The following is a 15,599-nucleotide window of genomic DNA, read 5'->3' on the forward strand; positions in this document are numbered from 1 at the left end:
CTGGCGGGCGGGAACGGTGACGTTTCCGCCCGCTTCACTGGCGCCCGCTGCACTGTTGCTGGCTGCGCCTAGGAGGCCGGCCGGTGCCGCGGCGCCTCCACCGCCGGCACCGCGCCGGCGGCGACTTCGCCCGGCTGGCGGCCATAGCTGCCGAAGCGGGCGATCACCTCGTCCATCTGCGTGTCGGTGAGGATCGCCGGCTCGCCGGCCGTCAGGGCGATGACATATTGCCGGCACAGGGTCTCGATCTCGCCGGCCAGCCACAGCGCCTTGTCGAGGGTCGGGCCGAAGCAGATCATCCCGTGATTGGCGAGCAGGCAGGCGCTGCGCCCCTCCAGCGCCGCCAGCATCGCCCGCGACAGCTCGCGCGTGCCGAAAGTGGCGTAGTCGGCGGTGCGCAGGGTGCGCCCGCCGGCGACCGCGATCATGTAGTGGAACGGCGGGATCTCGCGGCGCAGGCAGGACAGCGCCGTCGCATGGACCGAATGGGTGTGGACGACGGCGCCGGCCTCGGGGCGGGTGGCGTAGATGTCGAAATGCATCCGCCACTCGGAGGAGGGCAGCCAGTCGCCCGAATAGCTCTCGTCGAAATGCACCGGCACCACCTGCTCGGGCCGCATCGCCTCGTAAGGGATGCCCGAGGGCGTCACCAGGAAGCCCTCGCCATGGCGCAGGCTGATATTGCCGGCGGTGCCCTGGTTGAGGCCGGTGGCGTTCATCTTCAGGCAGGCGTCGATGATGGCGCGGCGGGCGGCAAGGTCGTCGGCTGGACCGTCGGCAAGGTCTTTGGGGGAAAGCATGGCGTCCTCCTGTGTTTCCGGCGAGGGCGATGCGGCAGAGCGGCGCGGGGGAAAACGGCTGCGCGAAAAACGGCTGCGCGAAAAACGGTGGCGCGAGAAACAAAGGCCGATGGTGCCCCCGGTCCGACTCGAACGGACACTCCGGTTAGGGAAACGGATTTTGAGTCCGTCGCGTCTACCAATTCCGCCACGGGGGCCCGCGGGAAACGGCGCGATCATAGCCGGCGCGCCTGCCCCGTCAATTGAAACATGACGCTTGTCCCGTGCCGGATCGCGGTTGCGGCCGCTGCGGAAGTCGGATGACAAGTCGCCCGCTTCCGGTTAATGAGGCGGCATGTTGCGCCGCCTCTACGACTGGACCATGTCGCTCGCCTCGGGCCGCCACGCACCGGCGGCGCTCGGGGCCGTGTCCTTTGCCGAAAGCTCGTTCTTCCCGATCCCGCCGGACATCCTGCTGATCCCGATGGTGATCGCGCAGCGCGCCCGCGCCTTCGCCTATGCGACACTGTGCACCGTGACCTCGGTGCTGGGCGGGGCGGCGGGATACGCCATCGGCGCCTTCCTGTTCGTGCAGATGGCCGAGCCGATCCTGACCTTCTACGGCTATATGGACAAGTTCGAGACCTTCCGCGGCAATTTCAACGAATACGGCGCCTGGATCGTCTTCATCGCCGGGGTCACCCCGTTCCCCTACAAGGTGATCACCATCGCCAGCGGCGCGACGGGGCTGAGCCTGCCGGTGTTCATGCTGGCGAGCGTGCTGGCGCGGGGCCTGCGCTTCTTTGCGGTGGCCGGCCTGCTCTACCTGTTCGGGCCGCCGATCCGCCATTTCATCGAGCAGCGGCTCGGCCTCGTCTTCACGGTCTTCGTGGTCGGCCTTGTCGGCGGCTTCGCGCTGATCCGCTACCTGTGAGCCGGAGGGCCTGACGATGAGCGATCCCGCAACCACCGCCCGGCACCTGGTGCTGCTGCTGCTCGCCGGCGGCCTCGCCTCGATCCTGACGGCCTGGGGCTTCCAGACGATCGGCGGCTATGTGCCCTGCAAGCTGTGCCTGGAACAGCGCATCCCCTATTATGTCGGCCTGCCGCTGGCGCTGCTGGCGCTGGTGCTGATGCTGCGCCCGCTGCCGGCGGCGGCGCGGCGCCTTGCGGTGACCGGGCTGCTCGTCGCCGTGGCGGCGATCTTCGCCTGGGGCGCCGGCCTTGGCGCCTATCAGGCCGGTGCCGAATGGGGCTTCTGGACCGGGCCGATGGACTGCGGCGGCGGCGGCGGCATGACCGATTCGGCCGCCAACATGCTGAACGCCCTGCGCTCCACCCGGGTGGTGAGCTGCACCGAGGCGAGCTGGCGGATGCTTGGCCTGTCCTTCGCCGGCTGGAACGCGGTGATCTCGGCCGGCATCGCCGTGCTGGCGCTCGCGGCCGCCTGGGCATGGCGGCGGGGGAGAACGGCATGAAGTCCGGCGACAGGAAGTCCGGCGAAGATCCGCGCGAGGCGGCGCGGCGGCGCGAGGCGCGGTCGGTGCTGGACCGGGCCGAGCGCGAGAGCGAGACCGTGCTGCGCAGCACCTTCGAGGGCGCGCATAGAAGCAAGGCGGGCGGCGGGGGCGAGGAGGACGACGCCATCGAGCGGCTCGGCCGGAAGATCGGCCGCGGCGCCGGGGCCGTCTTCGCGCTCGGCCTCGTCGCCTATCTGGTGTGGACCTATCTGTGACCGCTTTGGCGTCGCGATAGGCCGGCACCGCAACAGGGAGCACGCCGTGGGATCACGTTTCGCAGGAGCGGGGGGCGAGGCACGGGCCTGGGCCGGCGCGGTGGCGCCGGATCTCGCCGAATTCGAGCGGCTGGCGGCGCTGGCCTTCGCCGAACTGCCGCAGGAGATCCTCGACTTGTGCGGCGACATCGAGATCCGGGTGGCGGACTTCGCCGACGACGACGCGCTGGACGCGGTCGGCGTCGAGGATGCGTTCGAGCTGATGGGCCTGTTCGAGGGCATCGGCCTGGCGCAGGGCGGGGCGGAGGCCTTCAGCGGCCGCATGCCGAACCGGGTCTGGCTCTATCGCCGCGCCATCCTCGACTACTGGTGCGCCTATGAGGAGCCGCTCGGCGCCATCATCAGCCATGTGCTGATCCACGAGATCGGCCACCATTTCGGCCTGTCCGACGACGACATGGACGCGATCGAGGCGGCGGCCGACTGAGCCGCGCGCCCGCCATCGTTTCGCACACGCATCCGGCTCAGGCCGCCGGCAGCAGCCCCTCCTCGAAGGTCTTGCCGATCGCCCGGCGCGCCATCATGTGCGAGCGCGGGTGGTTGATGCTGTCGACGGCGAGCAGCTTGCCCGCGCCGAGATAGGCGACATAGAAGGTGCCGGAGGTCGGGTCGCCGACGGTGCGGGCCTCGTCATGGTCCTGCGACAGGCCGGCGATCTGCAGCTTGACGGCGTATTGGTCGGACCAGAACCACGGCACCGGATCGTAATGCACCTCCTGGCCGAGGATCGCGGCGGCGACCGCCTTGGCCTGGTCGATGGCGTTCTGCACGCTTTCGAGGCGAATCGAACGGCCATAGAGGGCGGAGTGGAAGCGGGTGCAGTCGCCGGCCGCATGGATCAGCGGATCGGAGGTGGCGCCGCTGTCGTCGACCAGGATGCCGTCGCCGGTGGCAAGGCCGCAGGCGGCCGCCAGCTCGTCATTGGGCAGCGCGCCGACGGCGACCAGAACGATGTCGCAGGGCACCTCGCCGCCGCCGGCAAGCTGCACGCCCGTGACGCGCCCGCTCCCGGAAAAGCCGGTGATGCCGGTGCCGAGCATCAGCCGCACGCCCCTGTCCGCATGGAGCTGCTGGAACCAGGCGGAGACGGCGGGCGAGACCACCCGCTTCATCACCCGGTCCTGCGCCTCGATCACCGTGACCTCGTGGCCCATGGCGCGGGCGACGGCGGCGACCTCCAGCCCGATATAGCCGCCGCCGATAATGGCGACGCGGCCGGGTTCGCGCAGCAGCGGGCGCATCGCCTCGACATCGGAAATCTTGCGCAGGGTGACGACGCCGGGCAGCTCAGTGCCGGGGAGAGGCAGGGCGCGCGGCCGGGTGCCGGTGGCGAGGATCAGCCGGTCATAGGGCAGCCGCTCGCCGCCGGCGAGCAGGACGGTGCGGGCCTGCCGGTCGATCGCCTCGACCACTTTGCCGAAATGGCAGTCGATGGCGTTCTGCTCGTAGAAGCTGGCCGGGCGCAGGTGCAGCGCCGCGTCGTCGATCTCGCCGGCCAGATGTTTCTTCGACAGGGGCGGGCGCTGGTAGGGCGGATGCGGCTCCTCGCCGACCAGCGCGATGCGCCCGCCGAAACCGCCGGCACGGAGCGACTGGACGGCCTGGGCCGCGGCCTGGCCGGCGCCGACGATGACGATACTGTCCTGCATGGGGCTGTCCTGAATGGGGCTGTCCGGCATGGGAATTCCTTCGGCAAGCTGGCGAGGGCGGGCAGGGGAGGCCAGGGGGCGCCTGCCGCCCGCCCGGCATGGCGCCCGCACGCCATATGTGACCAGAAACCGGCCGCAGGCAATGGCGGGGCGCGGGCAACGCGCCGGGAGCTGTGGGGCGAAGAGGACGATGAGGAGGAGAAGGGGGCAATGAGGGGGGCGCTCGGCCCCCCGAGGCGTGCCGCGCGCGATCAGGCGGCGCGCACGCCCTCCAGGAAGGAGGCGATCTCCTTGCGCAGCACCCGGGCCTGCTGGCCGAGCGTGCCGGACAGGTCGCCGACCATCTCGCCGGTGCCGCGGGCATGATCGGTGGCGCCGGTGACCCGTCCCATCGCCTCGGCGCCGGAGCCGGAGCGCTCCGAGGCGCGGGCGACATTCTCGGTGATCTCGCGCAGGGCGATGCTCTGCTGGCCGACGGCGGCGGCGACCGAGCCGGCGATGTCGTTCATCTGGACGATGATCTGCTCGACGTCGCCGATCGCCATCACCGCATTGGCCGAGGCCTGCTGGATCGCCTCGACCTGCTTGGCGATGTCCTGGGTGGCCTGGGCGGTCTGGCTGGCGAGGTCCTTGACCTCGGCGGCGACGACCGCGAAGCCCCGGCCATGCTCGCCGGCGCGGGCGGCCTCGATGGTGGCGTTGAGGGCCAGCAGGTTGGTCTGGTTGGCGATCTCGCGGATCAGCCCCATGACCTCGCCGATCCGGTCGGCGGTGCGCGACAGCTCGCTCATGCTCGATCCGGTGTCGCGGGCGCTGGCCACGGCCTTTTCCGCCACCTGGGTGGAGCGGTTGGCCTGGTCGGCGATCTCGGCGATGGAGACGTTGAGCTCTTCCGAGGCCGAGGCGGCGGAGGTGACGGCGTCGGCGGCGACCCGCACCGCGTCGCCGGCAATGGTCGCTTCCTCGGCGGCGCGGTTCGCCGCCTCGTCGAGCGTGCCGGAGGCGCCGGCGAGTTCCTCGGAGGCTTGGTCGAGGCGGGCGAGGGCCTCGCCGACGGTCGCCTCGAAACCGGCGATCAACTGGTCGAGATGGCGCATGCGGCGGTCGCGGGCGGCATTGTCCGCCTCCTGCGAGGCGGCGAGCCGGGCGCGCTCCAGCGCATTGTCGCGGAACACGGCGACGCTGGCGGCCATGGCGTCGAGCTCGGTGCGGCCGCGCGCGTCCGGCAGGTCGATGTCGGTTTCGCCGGCGGCCAGCCGGTCCATCGCCTGCCGCAGCGCGGCGAGCGGACCGGAAATCGAGGCGCCGATGACGATGCTGGCGACGAGCAGCACGGCGACGGTGAGGCCCATGATCACCAGCATGGTCAGGGAGGCGATGTCGCGGCCCCTGTCGAGGGCGCTCGCCGCCTCCGCCTGGCCGGCATCGGCCGCCGCCTTGAGCTGGGTGAGATAGGGGGGCAGCACGTCGAAGAAGGCCTCGAGTTTTTCCACGAGCGCCGTGTGCTCGCCGCCGGCGCCGGTGAAGCTGTCGAAGGCCTCGCGATAGGCGGCAAGGATGCCGGTCAGCTCGGCGGCGACCGCCTCGTCGAGGCCGGCGCGGGAGAGCGCGCGCTCGACGCGGGCGGCGGCGACCTCGAAATTGCCGAGATTGATGTCGCTGCGGTCGAGCAGATAGGCCTTCTCGCTGCGCTGCAGGTCGACACCGGCAAAGGCGAGGCGCTCGGTCTCGGGGCCGCGCTTGAAGCGGGCCTGCTGCTGGACGCCGGAGACGAGGGCATCGCCGTTCTGGGTCAGCGCCTTGCCGGAGCCGCCCTCGCTGTCGGTCAGGCCGAGGCGCTGCTGGATCGCATGCAGGTCGCGGAAGGTGGTCTCGATCTCGCCGAGAACGCCGGAAACCTGGGCGATCTGCGCGCCATAGGGCGCAGCGACGGCGAGGCCGCGGATCCGGTCGAGCTGCTCGCGGGCGGTGGCGACCTGGCCGGTGAAGCCGCGGTAGAGGGCGGCGGAGGGTTCGGCGAGATAGGTCTTCTCGGTGATCCGCATGGCATTGGCGGTGGTCGACAGGTCGGCGACCGTGCCGGCGAGGTCGGAAAAGCCCTCGGCCGTCTCGAAGGCGGTCTCGACGCTGGCCTGGCTCCACCAGAACACGCCGCCGATGGCGGCAAGGCCGGTCATGGTGACGGCGATGAGACCAAAAATCCTGATGCGGACCGATAGTCGCCCGATTAAGGTCGACATCGACGCGATACCCCGGAAGCGCGACACTGGATTACCTCGACTTGTCAACTCCTGCCCGGAGCAAAGGTCGGCGAGGAAAGTTAACATTCACTCACCATGTAGCGGCCGTGCTGCACCATTTCCCGTTGCAACCGGGTGCAAGGGAGGTCGGCGGCCCGGCCACACCCCCGCAACAGCCTGAACTGGATCGATTTCTTGCACTCGCTCCTGCATATGGTCGCACCCGGCATCTTCGTGCTGCTGTGGTCGACCGGCTTCATCGGCTCCAAGCTGGGTGCGCCCTATATCGAGCCCTTCGTCTTCCTGACGATCCGCTTCGCGCTGGTGCTGCCGGTGCTGCTGGCGCTCGCCCTGGTGCTGCGCGCCGACTGGCCGCGCAAAGGGGCCGAGTGGGCGCATTGCTTCTTCGCCGGGGCGCTGATCCACGGCGTCTATCTCGGCGGCATCTTCTATGCCATCGACAACGGCATGCCGGCGGGCATCGCGGCGCTGGTGCTGGGTCTGCAGCCGCTGCTCACCGCGCTGCTGGCCGGGCCGATCCTCGGCGAGAGCGTGGCGCCGCGCCACTGGCTGGGGCTGGCGGTCGGCGCGCTCGGCCTGCTGCTGGTGGTCGGCCCGCGCATCGGCGTCGACGCCTCGGGGCTGACGGTGGAAAACGCGCTGGTCTGTCTGGTGGCGGTGGCCGGCATCGCCTTCGGCACGGTCTATCAGAAGCGCTTCGCCGGCGGCGTCGACCTGATGCCCGGCACCTTGGTGCAGTATTTCGGCGCGCTCGCCGTGGTGATGCCGCTGTCGATGCTGGAAAGCTGGGAGATCACCTGGTCGGGCGAGCTGATCATCGCCATGGCCTGGCTGGTGCTGGTGCTGTCGATCGGCGCGATCCTGCTCCTGATGGTGCTGATCAAGGGCGGCAGCGCGGCGCGGGTGGCGAGCCTGTTCTACCTGGTGCCGGTGGCCACCGCCGTGGAGAGCTACCTGCTGTTCGGCGAGACGCTGTCGCTGCTGCAGGTGGCGGGCGCGGCGCTGGTGGTGGGGGCGCTCCTGATCATCCGCGAGCGGCGGATCGGCACCCGGCGCACGCCGGCGTGAGGCCGGTTGTTGCCGTCACGCGCCGGCGAGCTTGCGGGCGCGGCGGCGCAGGATCGCGGCGTTGAGCTCGCCGCCGAAGACGAAGCACAGCGACATCAGGTAGAGGAAGATCAGCGCGGTCATCGCGCCGGCAAGGCCGGCATAGGTCGAGACATAATTGGCGAAGCCGGCGAGCCAGGCGCCGAAGGCCATGCCCGAGGCGAGCCACAGGAGCAGCGTGGCGGCGACGCCGGGCAGCAGGTCGAGCAACCGGCGGCGGCCGGCCGGCAGCACCGCATGGGCGAAGAACAGCCCGCTCAGCGTCAGCACCGTGGCGATGAGATAGCGCGACAGGTTGAGCCGGGCGGTGAAGGGCTCGAGCAGCGGCGCCTGGGCCAGCACGGCGCGCCAGACCAGCGGCGCGAAGACGATCAGCAGGGCGAAGCTGATCAGCACGAAGGTGCCGAACAGCACCAGGAGCAGCGACTGGGCGCGCAGATAGAGGAAATTGCGGGTCTCGCCGACGCCATAGGCGCGGTTCAGCGCGACGCGCAGGGCCTCGACGCCGTTGGAGGCGAACCACAGGGCGGCAATGATGCCGAAGGTGAGGATGTCGCCGCGCGGCTGGGTCAGCACCACATGGATCTCGCGGGCGATCGGCCGGGCGACCTGCTCCGGCCAGGCGTCGAACAGCAGGGTGGCGATGCGGTCGGCCATGTCCGACATGCCGAGGAAGCCGGTGAGCGCGGCGACGAAGATCAGGAACGGGAACAGCGCCAGCAGTGACGACAGGGCGACATGGCTCGCCAGCGCGAAGCCGTCGTCGCTCGTCATGTGCATGACGGCGTCGTAGATCGTCGCGACGGTGGCGCGGATGGCCTGCAGCACGCTCATTCCTCGCTTTTGGGCGAGGCGGCGCCCAGGGTCAAGCCATGGCCGGGCAGTTCATGCCGCAGCGCGAAATCCATGAAATAAAATTGCTTTTCCCCTCCTTCAAAAGAAGCATTGCTTCGCGGGTTCGCCGCGATATTGTTTGCGCTGCAGCATCGGCCGCCGGGAGGGCGGGAGGCGGCGAGAAGCGAATATATCGACAATGGAGAGGAATGAATGTCCCTGGCGAGCGAATTCGGTCACGAGGCACGGGAAACGCGGCTTGCGGCGCTGACGGGCGCGGCGGTGGAGACGCTGGGCCGCCTGCTCGATGCGGCGGCGGCAAGCGTGCGCGCCCGCGTGGTCTCGGCCGAGGGGCGGCTGTCGGCGGAAAAGCTCGAGGCCGAGCAGCGCGCCACCCACGGGCTCGCCTGGCTCGCGACCTATGTGGAGGCGCTGCGCCAGCTCGCCGCCTATGCCGGGCGGCTGGAGGAGGCGGGCAGCTTCGGCGAGACCGAGGAGCTGCTGGTGCGTCTCGCCTTCGCCGAATATCTGGCGCAGGTCTTCGGCGGCATTCCGATGAACCAGGGCGAGATGGTGCGGCTCGCCGATCTCGGGCTCGGGGCGGAGGCGGCCGCCTCCTTCCGCACCGCAGCGGTGGAGGAGCTGATCGCCAGCGGCAACACGCCGGCGCTGCGGGCGCGGCTCGCCGAGCTGATCCGCCAGCAGGAGGGCAACTCGATCTTCGGCGCCTCCGGGCTCGAGGACACCTACGAGCAGGTGCGCGAGGAAATGCGCCGCTTCGCCGCCGACAAGGTGGTGCCGCATGCGCATGAGTGGCACCTGAAGAACGCCTATATCCCGCTGGAGGTGATCGAGGAGATGGCCGGGCTCGGCGTCTTCGGCCTGACGATCCCGGAAGAGTTCGGCGGGCTGGGGCTCGGCAAGGAGAGCATGTGCGTCGTCTCGGAAGAGCTGAGCCGGGCCTATATCGGCGTCGGCTCGCTCGGCACCCGCTCGGAGATCGCCGCCGAGCTGATCCTGTGCGGCGGCACCGAGTTGCAGAAGCAGACATGGCTGCCGCAGATCGCCTCCGGCGAGGTGCTGCCGACGGCCGTCTTCACCGAGCCGAACACCGGCTCGGACCTTGCCTCGCTGAAGACCCGCGCGGTGCGCGAGGGCGAGGTGTGGAAGATCTACGGCAACAAGACCTGGATCACCCATCCGGTGCGCGCCGACGTCATGACGCTGCTCGCCCGCACCGATCCGTCGGAGCCGGGCTACAAGGGCCTGTCGATGTTCCTGGCGCAAAAGCCGCGCGGCACCGATGCCGATCCGTTCCCGGCGCCGGGCATGTCGGGCGGCGAGATCGAGGTGCTCGGCTATCGCGGCATGAAGGAATACGAGATCGCCTTTGACGGGTTCGAGGTGGCGCAGGAGAACCTGTTAGGGGGCGTGCCGGGCCAGGGCTTCAAGCAGTTGATGCAGACTTTCGAGGGCGCGCGCATCCAGACGGCGGCGCGGGCGCTCGGCGTGGCGCAGGCGGCGCTCGACCTGGGGCTGCGCTACGCGCAGGAGCGGGTGCAGTTCGGCAAGCCGCTGATCGCCTTCCCGCGCGTGTCCGACAAGCTGGCGATGATGGCGGCCGAGCTGATGGCGGCGCGCCAGCTCACCTATTTTTCGGCCTTCGAGAAGGATTCGGGCCGGCGCTGCGACCTGGAGGCGGGGATGGCGAAGCTGCTCGGCGCGCGCGTTGCCTGGGCGGCGGCGGACAATGCGCTGCAGATCCACGGCGGCAACGGCTTCGCGCTGGAATATGCGATCAGCCGGGTGCTGTGCGACGCCCGCATTCTCAACATCTTCGAGGGCGCGGCGGAAATCCAGGCGCAGGTGATCGCCCGCAGAGTGCTGGAGGAGCGCGGCTGAGGGGGCTCAGGCGGAGCTGTCGGCGGCGGCATCGGGGGCGAGCGAGCGCAGGGTGGCGATCTCCTCCGGATGCCGCTCGAGCAGCCGCAGGGCCGAGGCGATGCCGCGGCTGACGAGAATCTCGCCGGATTCGTATTTCTGGAAGGCCCTCGGCCCGCCGCCGATGACGAGGCCGGCATCGCGCTGGGACAGGCGCAGCTTGCGGCGGATCGCGCGGACCTCATCCGGCGTCAGCAGGTGGTCGGCCTCCGCCTTCAGGCGGTTCAACTCGCGATCGGACACCTTCATGTCCTCGCCGGAATGGATGCCGTCCTCCACCCCGTCCGCGTACCAGCCCGGCATGTCGAAGCTGCGCGAGAGCCCCTTGTAGGAAATCGTCACCTGGCGCAGGCCGCGCACCATCGGCTTTCCGGTTTCCGGGCAGGTGAGGGTTTCCATCTCACTTCTCCTTGAACGACAGCAACAGGAACTGGGTGACGATCCCGGCCGTGACCTTCACATAGACGAGACCGGCCGGACTGCGGCCGTGATAGACGTCCTGCCAGACGGTGTGGTCGTGGTGGGACGTCATGGACTTGTAGAAATCGCCCGGCCGAAGCCCCTGGATCACGTCGACGATGTCCTGACGGCCCAAGCCCAGAGTCGCGGCGCCCCTCAAGGCTGTTGTCGTTGCCACCAGCCGGTCGGGCCGGTCGAAGGCGCCCTGAATGGCAGAGAGATCGTAGGCGGGTCTCCGCTTCTCCATTAGAGATGACACCATAATGGTGTTTTTTCAAGGTGCATGATGGTCTCCCCCGGCTCTCTGCAGCCGGAGGGTACCGTCATGACTGCGGCGATACAATCAAAGGGTGTGCCTGGTTGTGGATGCGTCTCGCGTGGCGCGAGCCTCACCCTTCACACCTCATCCCATGGCGACGACCAGCCAGAGCGAGATCCACGGCACGCCGACGAGCAGGGCGAGGCGGAAGATGTCGGCGATCCAGAACGGCGTGACACCCCGGAAGATCGTGGTCAGGCTGACGTCTTCCAGCACGCTGCGCAGCACGAAGACATTGAGCCCGACAGGCGGGGTGATCAGGCTGATCTCGGTCACCACGACGACGACGATGGCGAACCAGATCAGCACCAGCTCGGGATCGGCGAGCAGGCCCGAGCCGAAGTCCAGCCCCGTCACCAGCGGATAGAAGACCGGCACGGTGATGAGGATCATCGACAGGCTTTCCAGCACGCAGCCGAGCAGGATGTAGATCGCGACGATCGCCAGGATCACCAGCCAGGGGCTGACCTCGAGATCCGACACGAAATCGGACAGGGCGTCGGGAAGGCCGGCGAAATTCACGAAATTGGTGAAGATGTCGGCGCCGATGATCAGGGCGAAGATCATCGCGGTGGCGCGGGTGCTCTCGCCGATCGCCTGGCCGAGGGCGCGCCAGCCGAGCCGGCCGAACAGGGCCGAGAGCGGCAGGGCGGCGCCGGCGCCGATGCCGGCGGCCTCGGTCGGGGTGAAGAAGCCGCCATAGATGCCGACCATGATGATGGCGAACAGCACGACGAGGGCGAGGACGCCGAGCGCGTCGCGCCGGGTCAGCGGCTCGGCCGCGGTCGCCGGCGGGGCAAGGCCGGGATTGCGCCACACGGCAAGCTGCACGGCGGCAAGATAGAACAGCAGGCCGATGATGCCCGGGACCACGCCGGCGATGAACAGCTTGCCGATGTCGGACTCGGTCAGCAGCCCGTAGATGATCAGGATCACCGAGGGCGGAATGAGGATGCCGAGCGTGCCGCCGGCGGCGATGGAGCCGGCGGCGAGGCTGTCGGCATAGCCGAAGCGGCGCATGGAGGGCATGGCGACCCGCGACATGGTGGCGGCGGTGGCGAGCGAGGAGCCGCAGACGGCGGAAAAGCCGCCGCAGGCGATGACCGAGGCCATGGCGAGGCCGCCGCGCATATGCGCGGTCGCATGGTTGGCGACCGCATAGAGGCCGTGCGCGACGCCGGAGCGGGCCAGCACATTGCCCATGAAGATGAACAGCGGCACCACGGAGAGCGAATAGGCAAGGCCGGCGTCGAAGACCAGCGTGCCGGTCATGGCAAGGCTGGCGTCGAGACCGCGCATTGAGGCAAAGCCGGCGATGCCGACCAGCGCCATGGCGAAGGCCACCGGCATCTTCAGGAAGATGAGGACAAGCAGGACGGCGAAGCCGAGAAGCGATTCCGTCATGTCGGATCCCGTCGGGAGACGAGCGGGCGAAGCGCCCGCAAGACGGCGGCAAGGCAGGCAAGCCCGCAGGCCGCGGCAGCAAGGAAGGCGACCGGCGCCAGCGGCAGGGACAGCGAATCGCTGACCGCGCCATCCTGGGCGAGCCGCTGTCCGTGCAGGACCAGCCGCCAGGAGAAGACGGCAAGGACCAGGGCCACCAGCAGGCCGGCGACCGGCTGGACGGCGCGGGTGATGCGCCCGCCCGCGACCATGTCCATGAGGTCGACCTCGACATGTTCGCCGCGGCTCGTCGTCACCGGCAGCGCCAGGAAGACGAGCGAGGCGAGAAAGATCTCGGTCAGCTCGTAGGCACCGGCGAGAGGCGCGTTGAACCAGTAGCGGGCGACCACGTCGATGCAGGTGACGAGGGTGAGGGCGAGAAGCAGCGCGCCGGAGGCCGCGGAGAGCAGCAGCTCCAGGGCATGAGCGAAGGGCCGGCGCGGCGGCCGGCCCTCCTTGTCCGCTGTCGGCGTCATAACCCTTGCGTCCTGCCGGCTCAGAAGGAGACGCCGGTCTCGGCGCGCAGCTCGGCCAGAGCGGCGGCGCCGTCAAAGCCCTGCGCCTTGACCGCCTCGGCCCAGGCGGCCTCGTGCTTCGCCGCTTTCTCGCGAATGGCGGCGACGACCGCTGCGTTCGCCTCGTGCACCTCGATCTTGGTCTGCGCGACCAGTTCCGCGCCGCCGGCATCGGCCGCATCCCACACCGCGCCGGCCTTTTCGGCGAAGGCGGCGCCGGAGAGCTGCTCGATCGCGGCCTTGTCGGCGTCGGAGATCCCGTCCCACTTGGCCTGGTTCATGACCAGGAACCAGGAGGTGTTGTAGATGCCGCCGGGAACCGTCAGCGTGTGCGAGAGGTGATCGGCGAGGCGGAAGGCCTTCAGCGCCTCCATCGGGAAGGTGACGCCGTCGATGACGCCGCGCGACAGCTTCTCGTAGACCTCGCCCGGGCCCATGAACTGGGTGACGACGCCGAGATCCCGCATCAGGTCGGCGATGTAGCCGCCCGGCGTGCGCAGCTTGAGGCCGGCGAAGTCCTCCGGCTTTTCGATCTTGCGCTGGTTGTTGTGGACCATGCCGGGGCCGTGGGCGAAGACGGAGAGCAGCTTGACGCCCTCGTGCTCTCCGGCCGCATCCAGCGTGCCGGCATAGACCTTCCAATAGGCCCTGGAGACGGTGACCGCGTCGTTGCCGAGGAAGGAGAACTGGCCGATGCGCGAGCGCAGGAACCGGTCGTCCTGGGTGAAGGAATGCAGGCCGTAGGTGATGTCGGCGACGCCGTCGCGGGCCATGTCGTAATGGGCCGGCGGGGCGCCGAGGGGCTTCGCCAGCACGCGCACCTTGACCCGGCCCTCCGTCGCCTTCTCGACCTCCTCGGCCCAGGGCTTCATGGCGTTCTCGACCAGCGGGTGCTTGGGCGGCAGCCAGGACGACATGACCAGAGTGGTGTCGGCGCGGGCACCGGCAAGGCCGGCAAGGAGCCCGCAGGCGAGCGCGGCAAGGCCGAACCCGGCGGATTTCACCGTGAAGCGCATTGTTTCCTCCCGTTTCCCGGCCGGGGGAACGTCGCCGCGGCCGGTTATTAGTTTCGTTTGCAACTTTTCAGGAAAGGCCGGGCGCGTCAAGAGGGCGCAGGTGCTCGCCTGGCGGCGCCTAAGCCTGCGGCGGCGGCAGTGCGGTGGACACCCAGCGGGAGACGAGCCGGTCGAAAAGGGCGGCCTGCTCCTCGGCCTGCGGAATGGCGCCGATGCTGAAGCCGACGATCATGTGGTAGAAAAAGGCCAGAACCCCCTGGGCCAGAAGCACGGGCTCGGCACCGGTGGCAAGGCGGCCGGAGGCCTGGAGTAAGGCAACCGCCTCGACGACGGCCTCCTCCAGCCGGTAGCAGACGTCGAGAAACTGGCGGGTCCAGGGAGCGTCCTTGAGCGTCGACTGGACGAGATAGAGCCGGGCGAATTCCGGGTCGGCGCGATAGAGCGCCAGCCAGGGATGCAGGAGGCCGGCAAGGAAGGCGGCCGGATCGCCGGACGGTCCCCGGTCGATCTGCGCCCGCATCGCCTCGGCGAGCGCGTCGAGGCTGCCGATCCGCACCGCGATCAGCAGGTTGGCCTTGTCGTTGAAATGCGCGAAGACGGTCGCCTTGGCGACGCCGGCGCGCTCGGCCACCGCATCGACGCTGGTCTCCTCGTAGCCTTGCGCATCGAAGAGATCGCGCGCCGCGACAAGGATCTTGTCGCGGGTCTCGCGGGTGCGCTTCTGCGGGCGTCCGACCATTCCAGTTCTTCTCTCTCGATGGGGCTCTCTTGCGAGGCAGGTTGGGGCGGCGCGCGAGTCGCGTGAATTTATTTATTGACCACGGTCAAAAAATGCGGCATCAAAAAATGATCACGGTCAATTATGCATGGATACACGCGAAACCGGAGAGAGACAATGCCGAAACGCATTCTGGTTCTGGATGGACATCCCGGCCCCGACAGCCTGTGCGGGGCGCTGGCCGCCGCCTATGCGGAAGGCGCCATCCGCGCCGGGCACGACGTGGCGCTGCTGCGCCTGTCCGACATGACGTTCGATCCCGACATGGGGGCGGGCTTTGACGCCGACAAGCCGCTGGAGCCGTGCCTGGCCGAGGTGCAGGACAAGATCGCCTGGTGCGAGCACCTGGTCATCGTCCATCCGATGTGGTGGGGCTTGATGCCGGCCAAGCTCAAGGGGCTGCTCGACCGGGTGCTGCTGCCGGGCTTCGCCTTCCGCTACACGTCCGGCAAGATGCTGCCGGACAAGCTGTTGCAGGGACGGACGGCGGAGGTGCTGGTGACCGCGGACTCGCCCCGCTGGTATCTCTATCTGGTCGAGCGGGTGCCGGGATACCGGGCGATGAAATCGCAGATCCTCGGGCTTTGCGGCTTCAAGGGCATCCGCTTCCGCACTTTCGCGCCGGTGCAGGGGTCGAACGAGGCCAAGCGAAAGGGATGGATCGAGAGGGCGGGGCACTACGGCGCCGCTGCCTGAACGATAG

At 69.2% G+C, this 15,599-nt stretch carries 17 protein-coding genes and 1 tRNA gene; 7 read left to right on the forward strand and 11 right to left on the reverse strand.

What is annotated here, in order from left to right:
• Nucleotides 1-68 precede the first annotated feature (68 nt).
• Both P2PM1_RS18260 and P2PM1_RS18265 read right to left on the reverse strand, forming a co-directional pair.
• Nucleotides 69-800 carry a class II aldolase/adducin family protein gene (locus P2PM1_RS18260; RefSeq protein ID WP_186400019.1) on the reverse strand — a complete coding sequence of 244 codons (732 nt, stop codon included), beginning with the start codon at nt 798-800 and terminating at the stop codon, nt 69-71.
• A 110-nt stretch (nt 801-910) separates the two neighbouring features.
• Nucleotides 911-997, reverse strand: a tRNA-Leu gene (locus tag P2PM1_RS18265).
• 137 nt (nt 998-1,134) lie between these two features.
• On the opposite strand from P2PM1_RS18265, the gene P2PM1_RS18270 reads away from it, so the two are divergent.
• From P2PM1_RS18270 to P2PM1_RS18285, 4 genes are read left to right on the forward strand one after another with little or no spacing between them, the layout of a single operon-like run.
• Nucleotides 1,135-1,713 carry a YqaA family protein gene (locus P2PM1_RS18270; RefSeq protein ID WP_186385938.1) on the forward strand — a complete coding sequence of 193 codons (579 nt, stop codon included), beginning with the start codon at nt 1,135-1,137 and terminating at the stop codon, nt 1,711-1,713.
• Nucleotides 1,714-1,729: 16 nt separating this feature from the next.
• Nucleotides 1,730-2,257 (forward strand): disulfide bond formation protein B, encoded by a 528-nt coding sequence (locus P2PM1_RS18275; RefSeq protein WP_186400020.1) that lies wholly within the window; start codon nt 1,730-1,732, stop codon nt 2,255-2,257.
• Entirely contained in the window at nt 2,254-2,514 is a 261-nt protein-coding gene (locus tag P2PM1_RS18280; protein ID WP_186385936.1) for a hypothetical protein, read from the forward strand. Before P2PM1_RS18275 ends, P2PM1_RS18280 begins: the two co-directional genes overlap by 4 nt.
• Before the next feature lie 46 nt (nt 2,515-2,560).
• Nucleotides 2,561-3,001, forward strand: a complete 441-nt coding sequence (locus tag P2PM1_RS18285; RefSeq protein ID WP_186397301.1) for a metallopeptidase family protein — start codon at nt 2,561-2,563, stop codon at nt 2,999-3,001.
• Between the two features lie 37 nt (nt 3,002-3,038).
• On the opposite strand, the gene P2PM1_RS18290 is transcribed toward P2PM1_RS18285, so the two are convergent.
• On the reverse strand, nt 3,039-4,223 hold the full coding sequence (locus P2PM1_RS18290) for an NAD(P)/FAD-dependent oxidoreductase (RefSeq protein ID WP_186400021.1): 1,185 nt from the start codon (nt 4,221-4,223) through the stop codon (nt 3,039-3,041).
• 251 nt (nt 4,224-4,474) lie between these two features.
• On the reverse strand, nt 4,475-6,463 hold the full coding sequence (locus P2PM1_RS18295; RefSeq protein ID WP_186400022.1) for a methyl-accepting chemotaxis protein: 1,989 nt from the start codon (nt 6,461-6,463) through the stop codon (nt 4,475-4,477).
• A gap of 195 nt (nt 6,464-6,658) precedes the next feature.
• Between P2PM1_RS18295 and P2PM1_RS18300 the strand changes: the two genes are divergently transcribed.
• On the forward strand, nt 6,659-7,552 hold the full coding sequence (locus tag P2PM1_RS18300; RefSeq protein WP_208985325.1) for a DMT family transporter: 894 nt from the start codon (nt 6,659-6,661) through the stop codon (nt 7,550-7,552).
• A 15-nt stretch (nt 7,553-7,567) separates the two neighbouring features.
• On the opposite strand, the gene P2PM1_RS18305 is transcribed toward P2PM1_RS18300, so the two are convergent.
• A complete protein-coding gene (locus tag P2PM1_RS18305) occupies nt 7,568-8,425 on the reverse strand; it encodes a YihY/virulence factor BrkB family protein (RefSeq protein WP_186397298.1) in 858 nt (285 codons plus the stop codon).
• Nucleotides 8,426-8,638: 213 nt separating this feature from the next.
• On the opposite strand from P2PM1_RS18305, the gene P2PM1_RS18310 reads away from it, so the two are divergent.
• Nucleotides 8,639-10,327 carry an acyl-CoA dehydrogenase family protein gene (locus P2PM1_RS18310; RefSeq protein ID WP_186400023.1) on the forward strand — a complete coding sequence of 563 codons (1,689 nt, stop codon included), beginning with the start codon at nt 8,639-8,641 and terminating at the stop codon, nt 10,325-10,327.
• A gap of 6 nt (nt 10,328-10,333) precedes the next feature.
• Here the strand turns inward: P2PM1_RS18310 and P2PM1_RS18315 are convergent, their stop codons facing one another.
• The 6 genes from P2PM1_RS18315 to P2PM1_RS18340 all read right to left on the reverse strand — a co-directional run bounded on the left by P2PM1_RS18315 (nt 10,334) and on the right by P2PM1_RS18340 (nt 14,857).
• A complete protein-coding gene (locus P2PM1_RS18315; RefSeq protein ID WP_186400024.1) occupies nt 10,334-10,765 on the reverse strand; it encodes a type II toxin-antitoxin system MqsA family antitoxin in 432 nt (143 codons plus the stop codon).
• A 1-nt stretch (nt 10,766) separates the two neighbouring features.
• Nucleotides 10,767-11,087 carry a type II toxin-antitoxin system MqsR family toxin gene (locus tag P2PM1_RS18320; RefSeq protein WP_244301553.1) on the reverse strand — a complete coding sequence of 107 codons (321 nt, stop codon included), beginning with the start codon at nt 11,085-11,087 and terminating at the stop codon, nt 10,767-10,769.
• A gap of 141 nt (nt 11,088-11,228) precedes the next feature.
• Complete coding sequence (locus P2PM1_RS18325; protein WP_186400025.1) at nt 11,229-12,548, reverse strand: TRAP transporter large permease; 1,320 nt, start codon at nt 12,546-12,548, stop codon at nt 11,229-11,231.
• Nucleotides 12,545-13,063: a TRAP transporter small permease gene (locus P2PM1_RS18330; protein ID WP_186400026.1), complete on the reverse strand. Its 519-nt coding sequence runs from the start codon at nt 13,061-13,063 to the stop codon at nt 12,545-12,547. The genes P2PM1_RS18325 and P2PM1_RS18330 overlap by 4 nt, the downstream gene beginning before the upstream one ends.
• A gap of 20 nt (nt 13,064-13,083) precedes the next feature.
• Nucleotides 13,084-14,118 carry a TRAP transporter substrate-binding protein gene (locus P2PM1_RS18335; protein WP_186397293.1) on the reverse strand — a complete coding sequence of 345 codons (1,035 nt, stop codon included), beginning with the start codon at nt 14,116-14,118 and terminating at the stop codon, nt 13,084-13,086.
• 118 nt (nt 14,119-14,236) lie between these two features.
• Nucleotides 14,237-14,857, reverse strand: a complete 621-nt coding sequence (locus P2PM1_RS18340; RefSeq protein WP_186400027.1) for a TetR/AcrR family transcriptional regulator — start codon at nt 14,855-14,857, stop codon at nt 14,237-14,239.
• A 156-nt stretch (nt 14,858-15,013) separates the two neighbouring features.
• Here P2PM1_RS18340 and P2PM1_RS18345 point away from each other — a divergent pair, with 156 nt between their 5' ends.
• Nucleotides 15,014-15,592 carry an NAD(P)H-dependent oxidoreductase gene (locus P2PM1_RS18345; RefSeq protein ID WP_186400028.1) on the forward strand — a complete coding sequence of 193 codons (579 nt, stop codon included), beginning with the start codon at nt 15,014-15,016 and terminating at the stop codon, nt 15,590-15,592.
• Nucleotides 15,593-15,599 lie beyond the last annotated feature (7 nt).

This window comes from Stappia sp. P2PMeth1 (genome assembly GCF_900185735.1).
Lineage (GTDB): Bacteria > Pseudomonadota > Alphaproteobacteria > Rhizobiales > Stappiaceae > Stappia.

Excerpts from the sequence above, each read along its gene's own strand:
- P2PM1_RS18260 (WP_186400019.1), bottom strand. The coding sequence starts at position 800 with ATGCTTTCCCCCAAAGACCTTGCCGACGGTCCAGCCGACGACCTTGCC.
- P2PM1_RS18270 (WP_186385938.1), top strand. The coding sequence starts at position 1,135 with ATGTTGCGCCGCCTCTACGACTGGACCATGTCGCTCGCCTCGGGCCGC.
- P2PM1_RS18275 (WP_186400020.1), top strand. The coding sequence starts at position 1,730 with ATGAGCGATCCCGCAACCACCGCCCGGCACCTGGTGCTGCTGCTGCTC.
- P2PM1_RS18280 (WP_186385936.1), top strand. The coding sequence starts at position 2,254 with ATGAAGTCCGGCGACAGGAAGTCCGGCGAAGATCCGCGCGAGGCGGCG.
- P2PM1_RS18290 (WP_186400021.1), bottom strand. The coding sequence starts at position 4,223 with ATGCAGGACAGTATCGTCATCGTCGGCGCCGGCCAGGCCGCGGCCCAG.
- P2PM1_RS18295 (WP_186400022.1), bottom strand. The coding sequence starts at position 6,463 with ATGTCGACCTTAATCGGGCGACTATCGGTCCGCATCAGGATTTTTGGT.
- P2PM1_RS18305 (WP_186397298.1), bottom strand. The coding sequence starts at position 8,425 with ATGAGCGTGCTGCAGGCCATCCGCGCCACCGTCGCGACGATCTACGAC.
- P2PM1_RS18310 (WP_186400023.1), top strand. The coding sequence starts at position 8,639 with ATGTCCCTGGCGAGCGAATTCGGTCACGAGGCACGGGAAACGCGGCTT.
- P2PM1_RS18315 (WP_186400024.1), bottom strand. The coding sequence starts at position 10,765 with ATGGAAACCCTCACCTGCCCGGAAACCGGAAAGCCGATGGTGCGCGGC.
- P2PM1_RS18320 (WP_244301553.1), bottom strand. The coding sequence starts at position 11,087 with ATGGTGTCATCTCTAATGGAGAAGCGGAGACCCGCCTACGATCTCTCT.
- P2PM1_RS18325 (WP_186400025.1), bottom strand. The coding sequence starts at position 12,548 with ATGACGGAATCGCTTCTCGGCTTCGCCGTCCTGCTTGTCCTCATCTTC.
- P2PM1_RS18330 (WP_186400026.1), bottom strand. The coding sequence starts at position 13,063 with ATGACGCCGACAGCGGACAAGGAGGGCCGGCCGCCGCGCCGGCCCTTC.
- P2PM1_RS18335 (WP_186397293.1), bottom strand. The coding sequence starts at position 14,118 with ATGCGCTTCACGGTGAAATCCGCCGGGTTCGGCCTTGCCGCGCTCGCC.
- P2PM1_RS18340 (WP_186400027.1), bottom strand. The coding sequence starts at position 14,857 with ATGGTCGGACGCCCGCAGAAGCGCACCCGCGAGACCCGCGACAAGATC.
- P2PM1_RS18345 (WP_186400028.1), top strand. The coding sequence starts at position 15,014 with ATGCCGAAACGCATTCTGGTTCTGGATGGACATCCCGGCCCCGACAGC.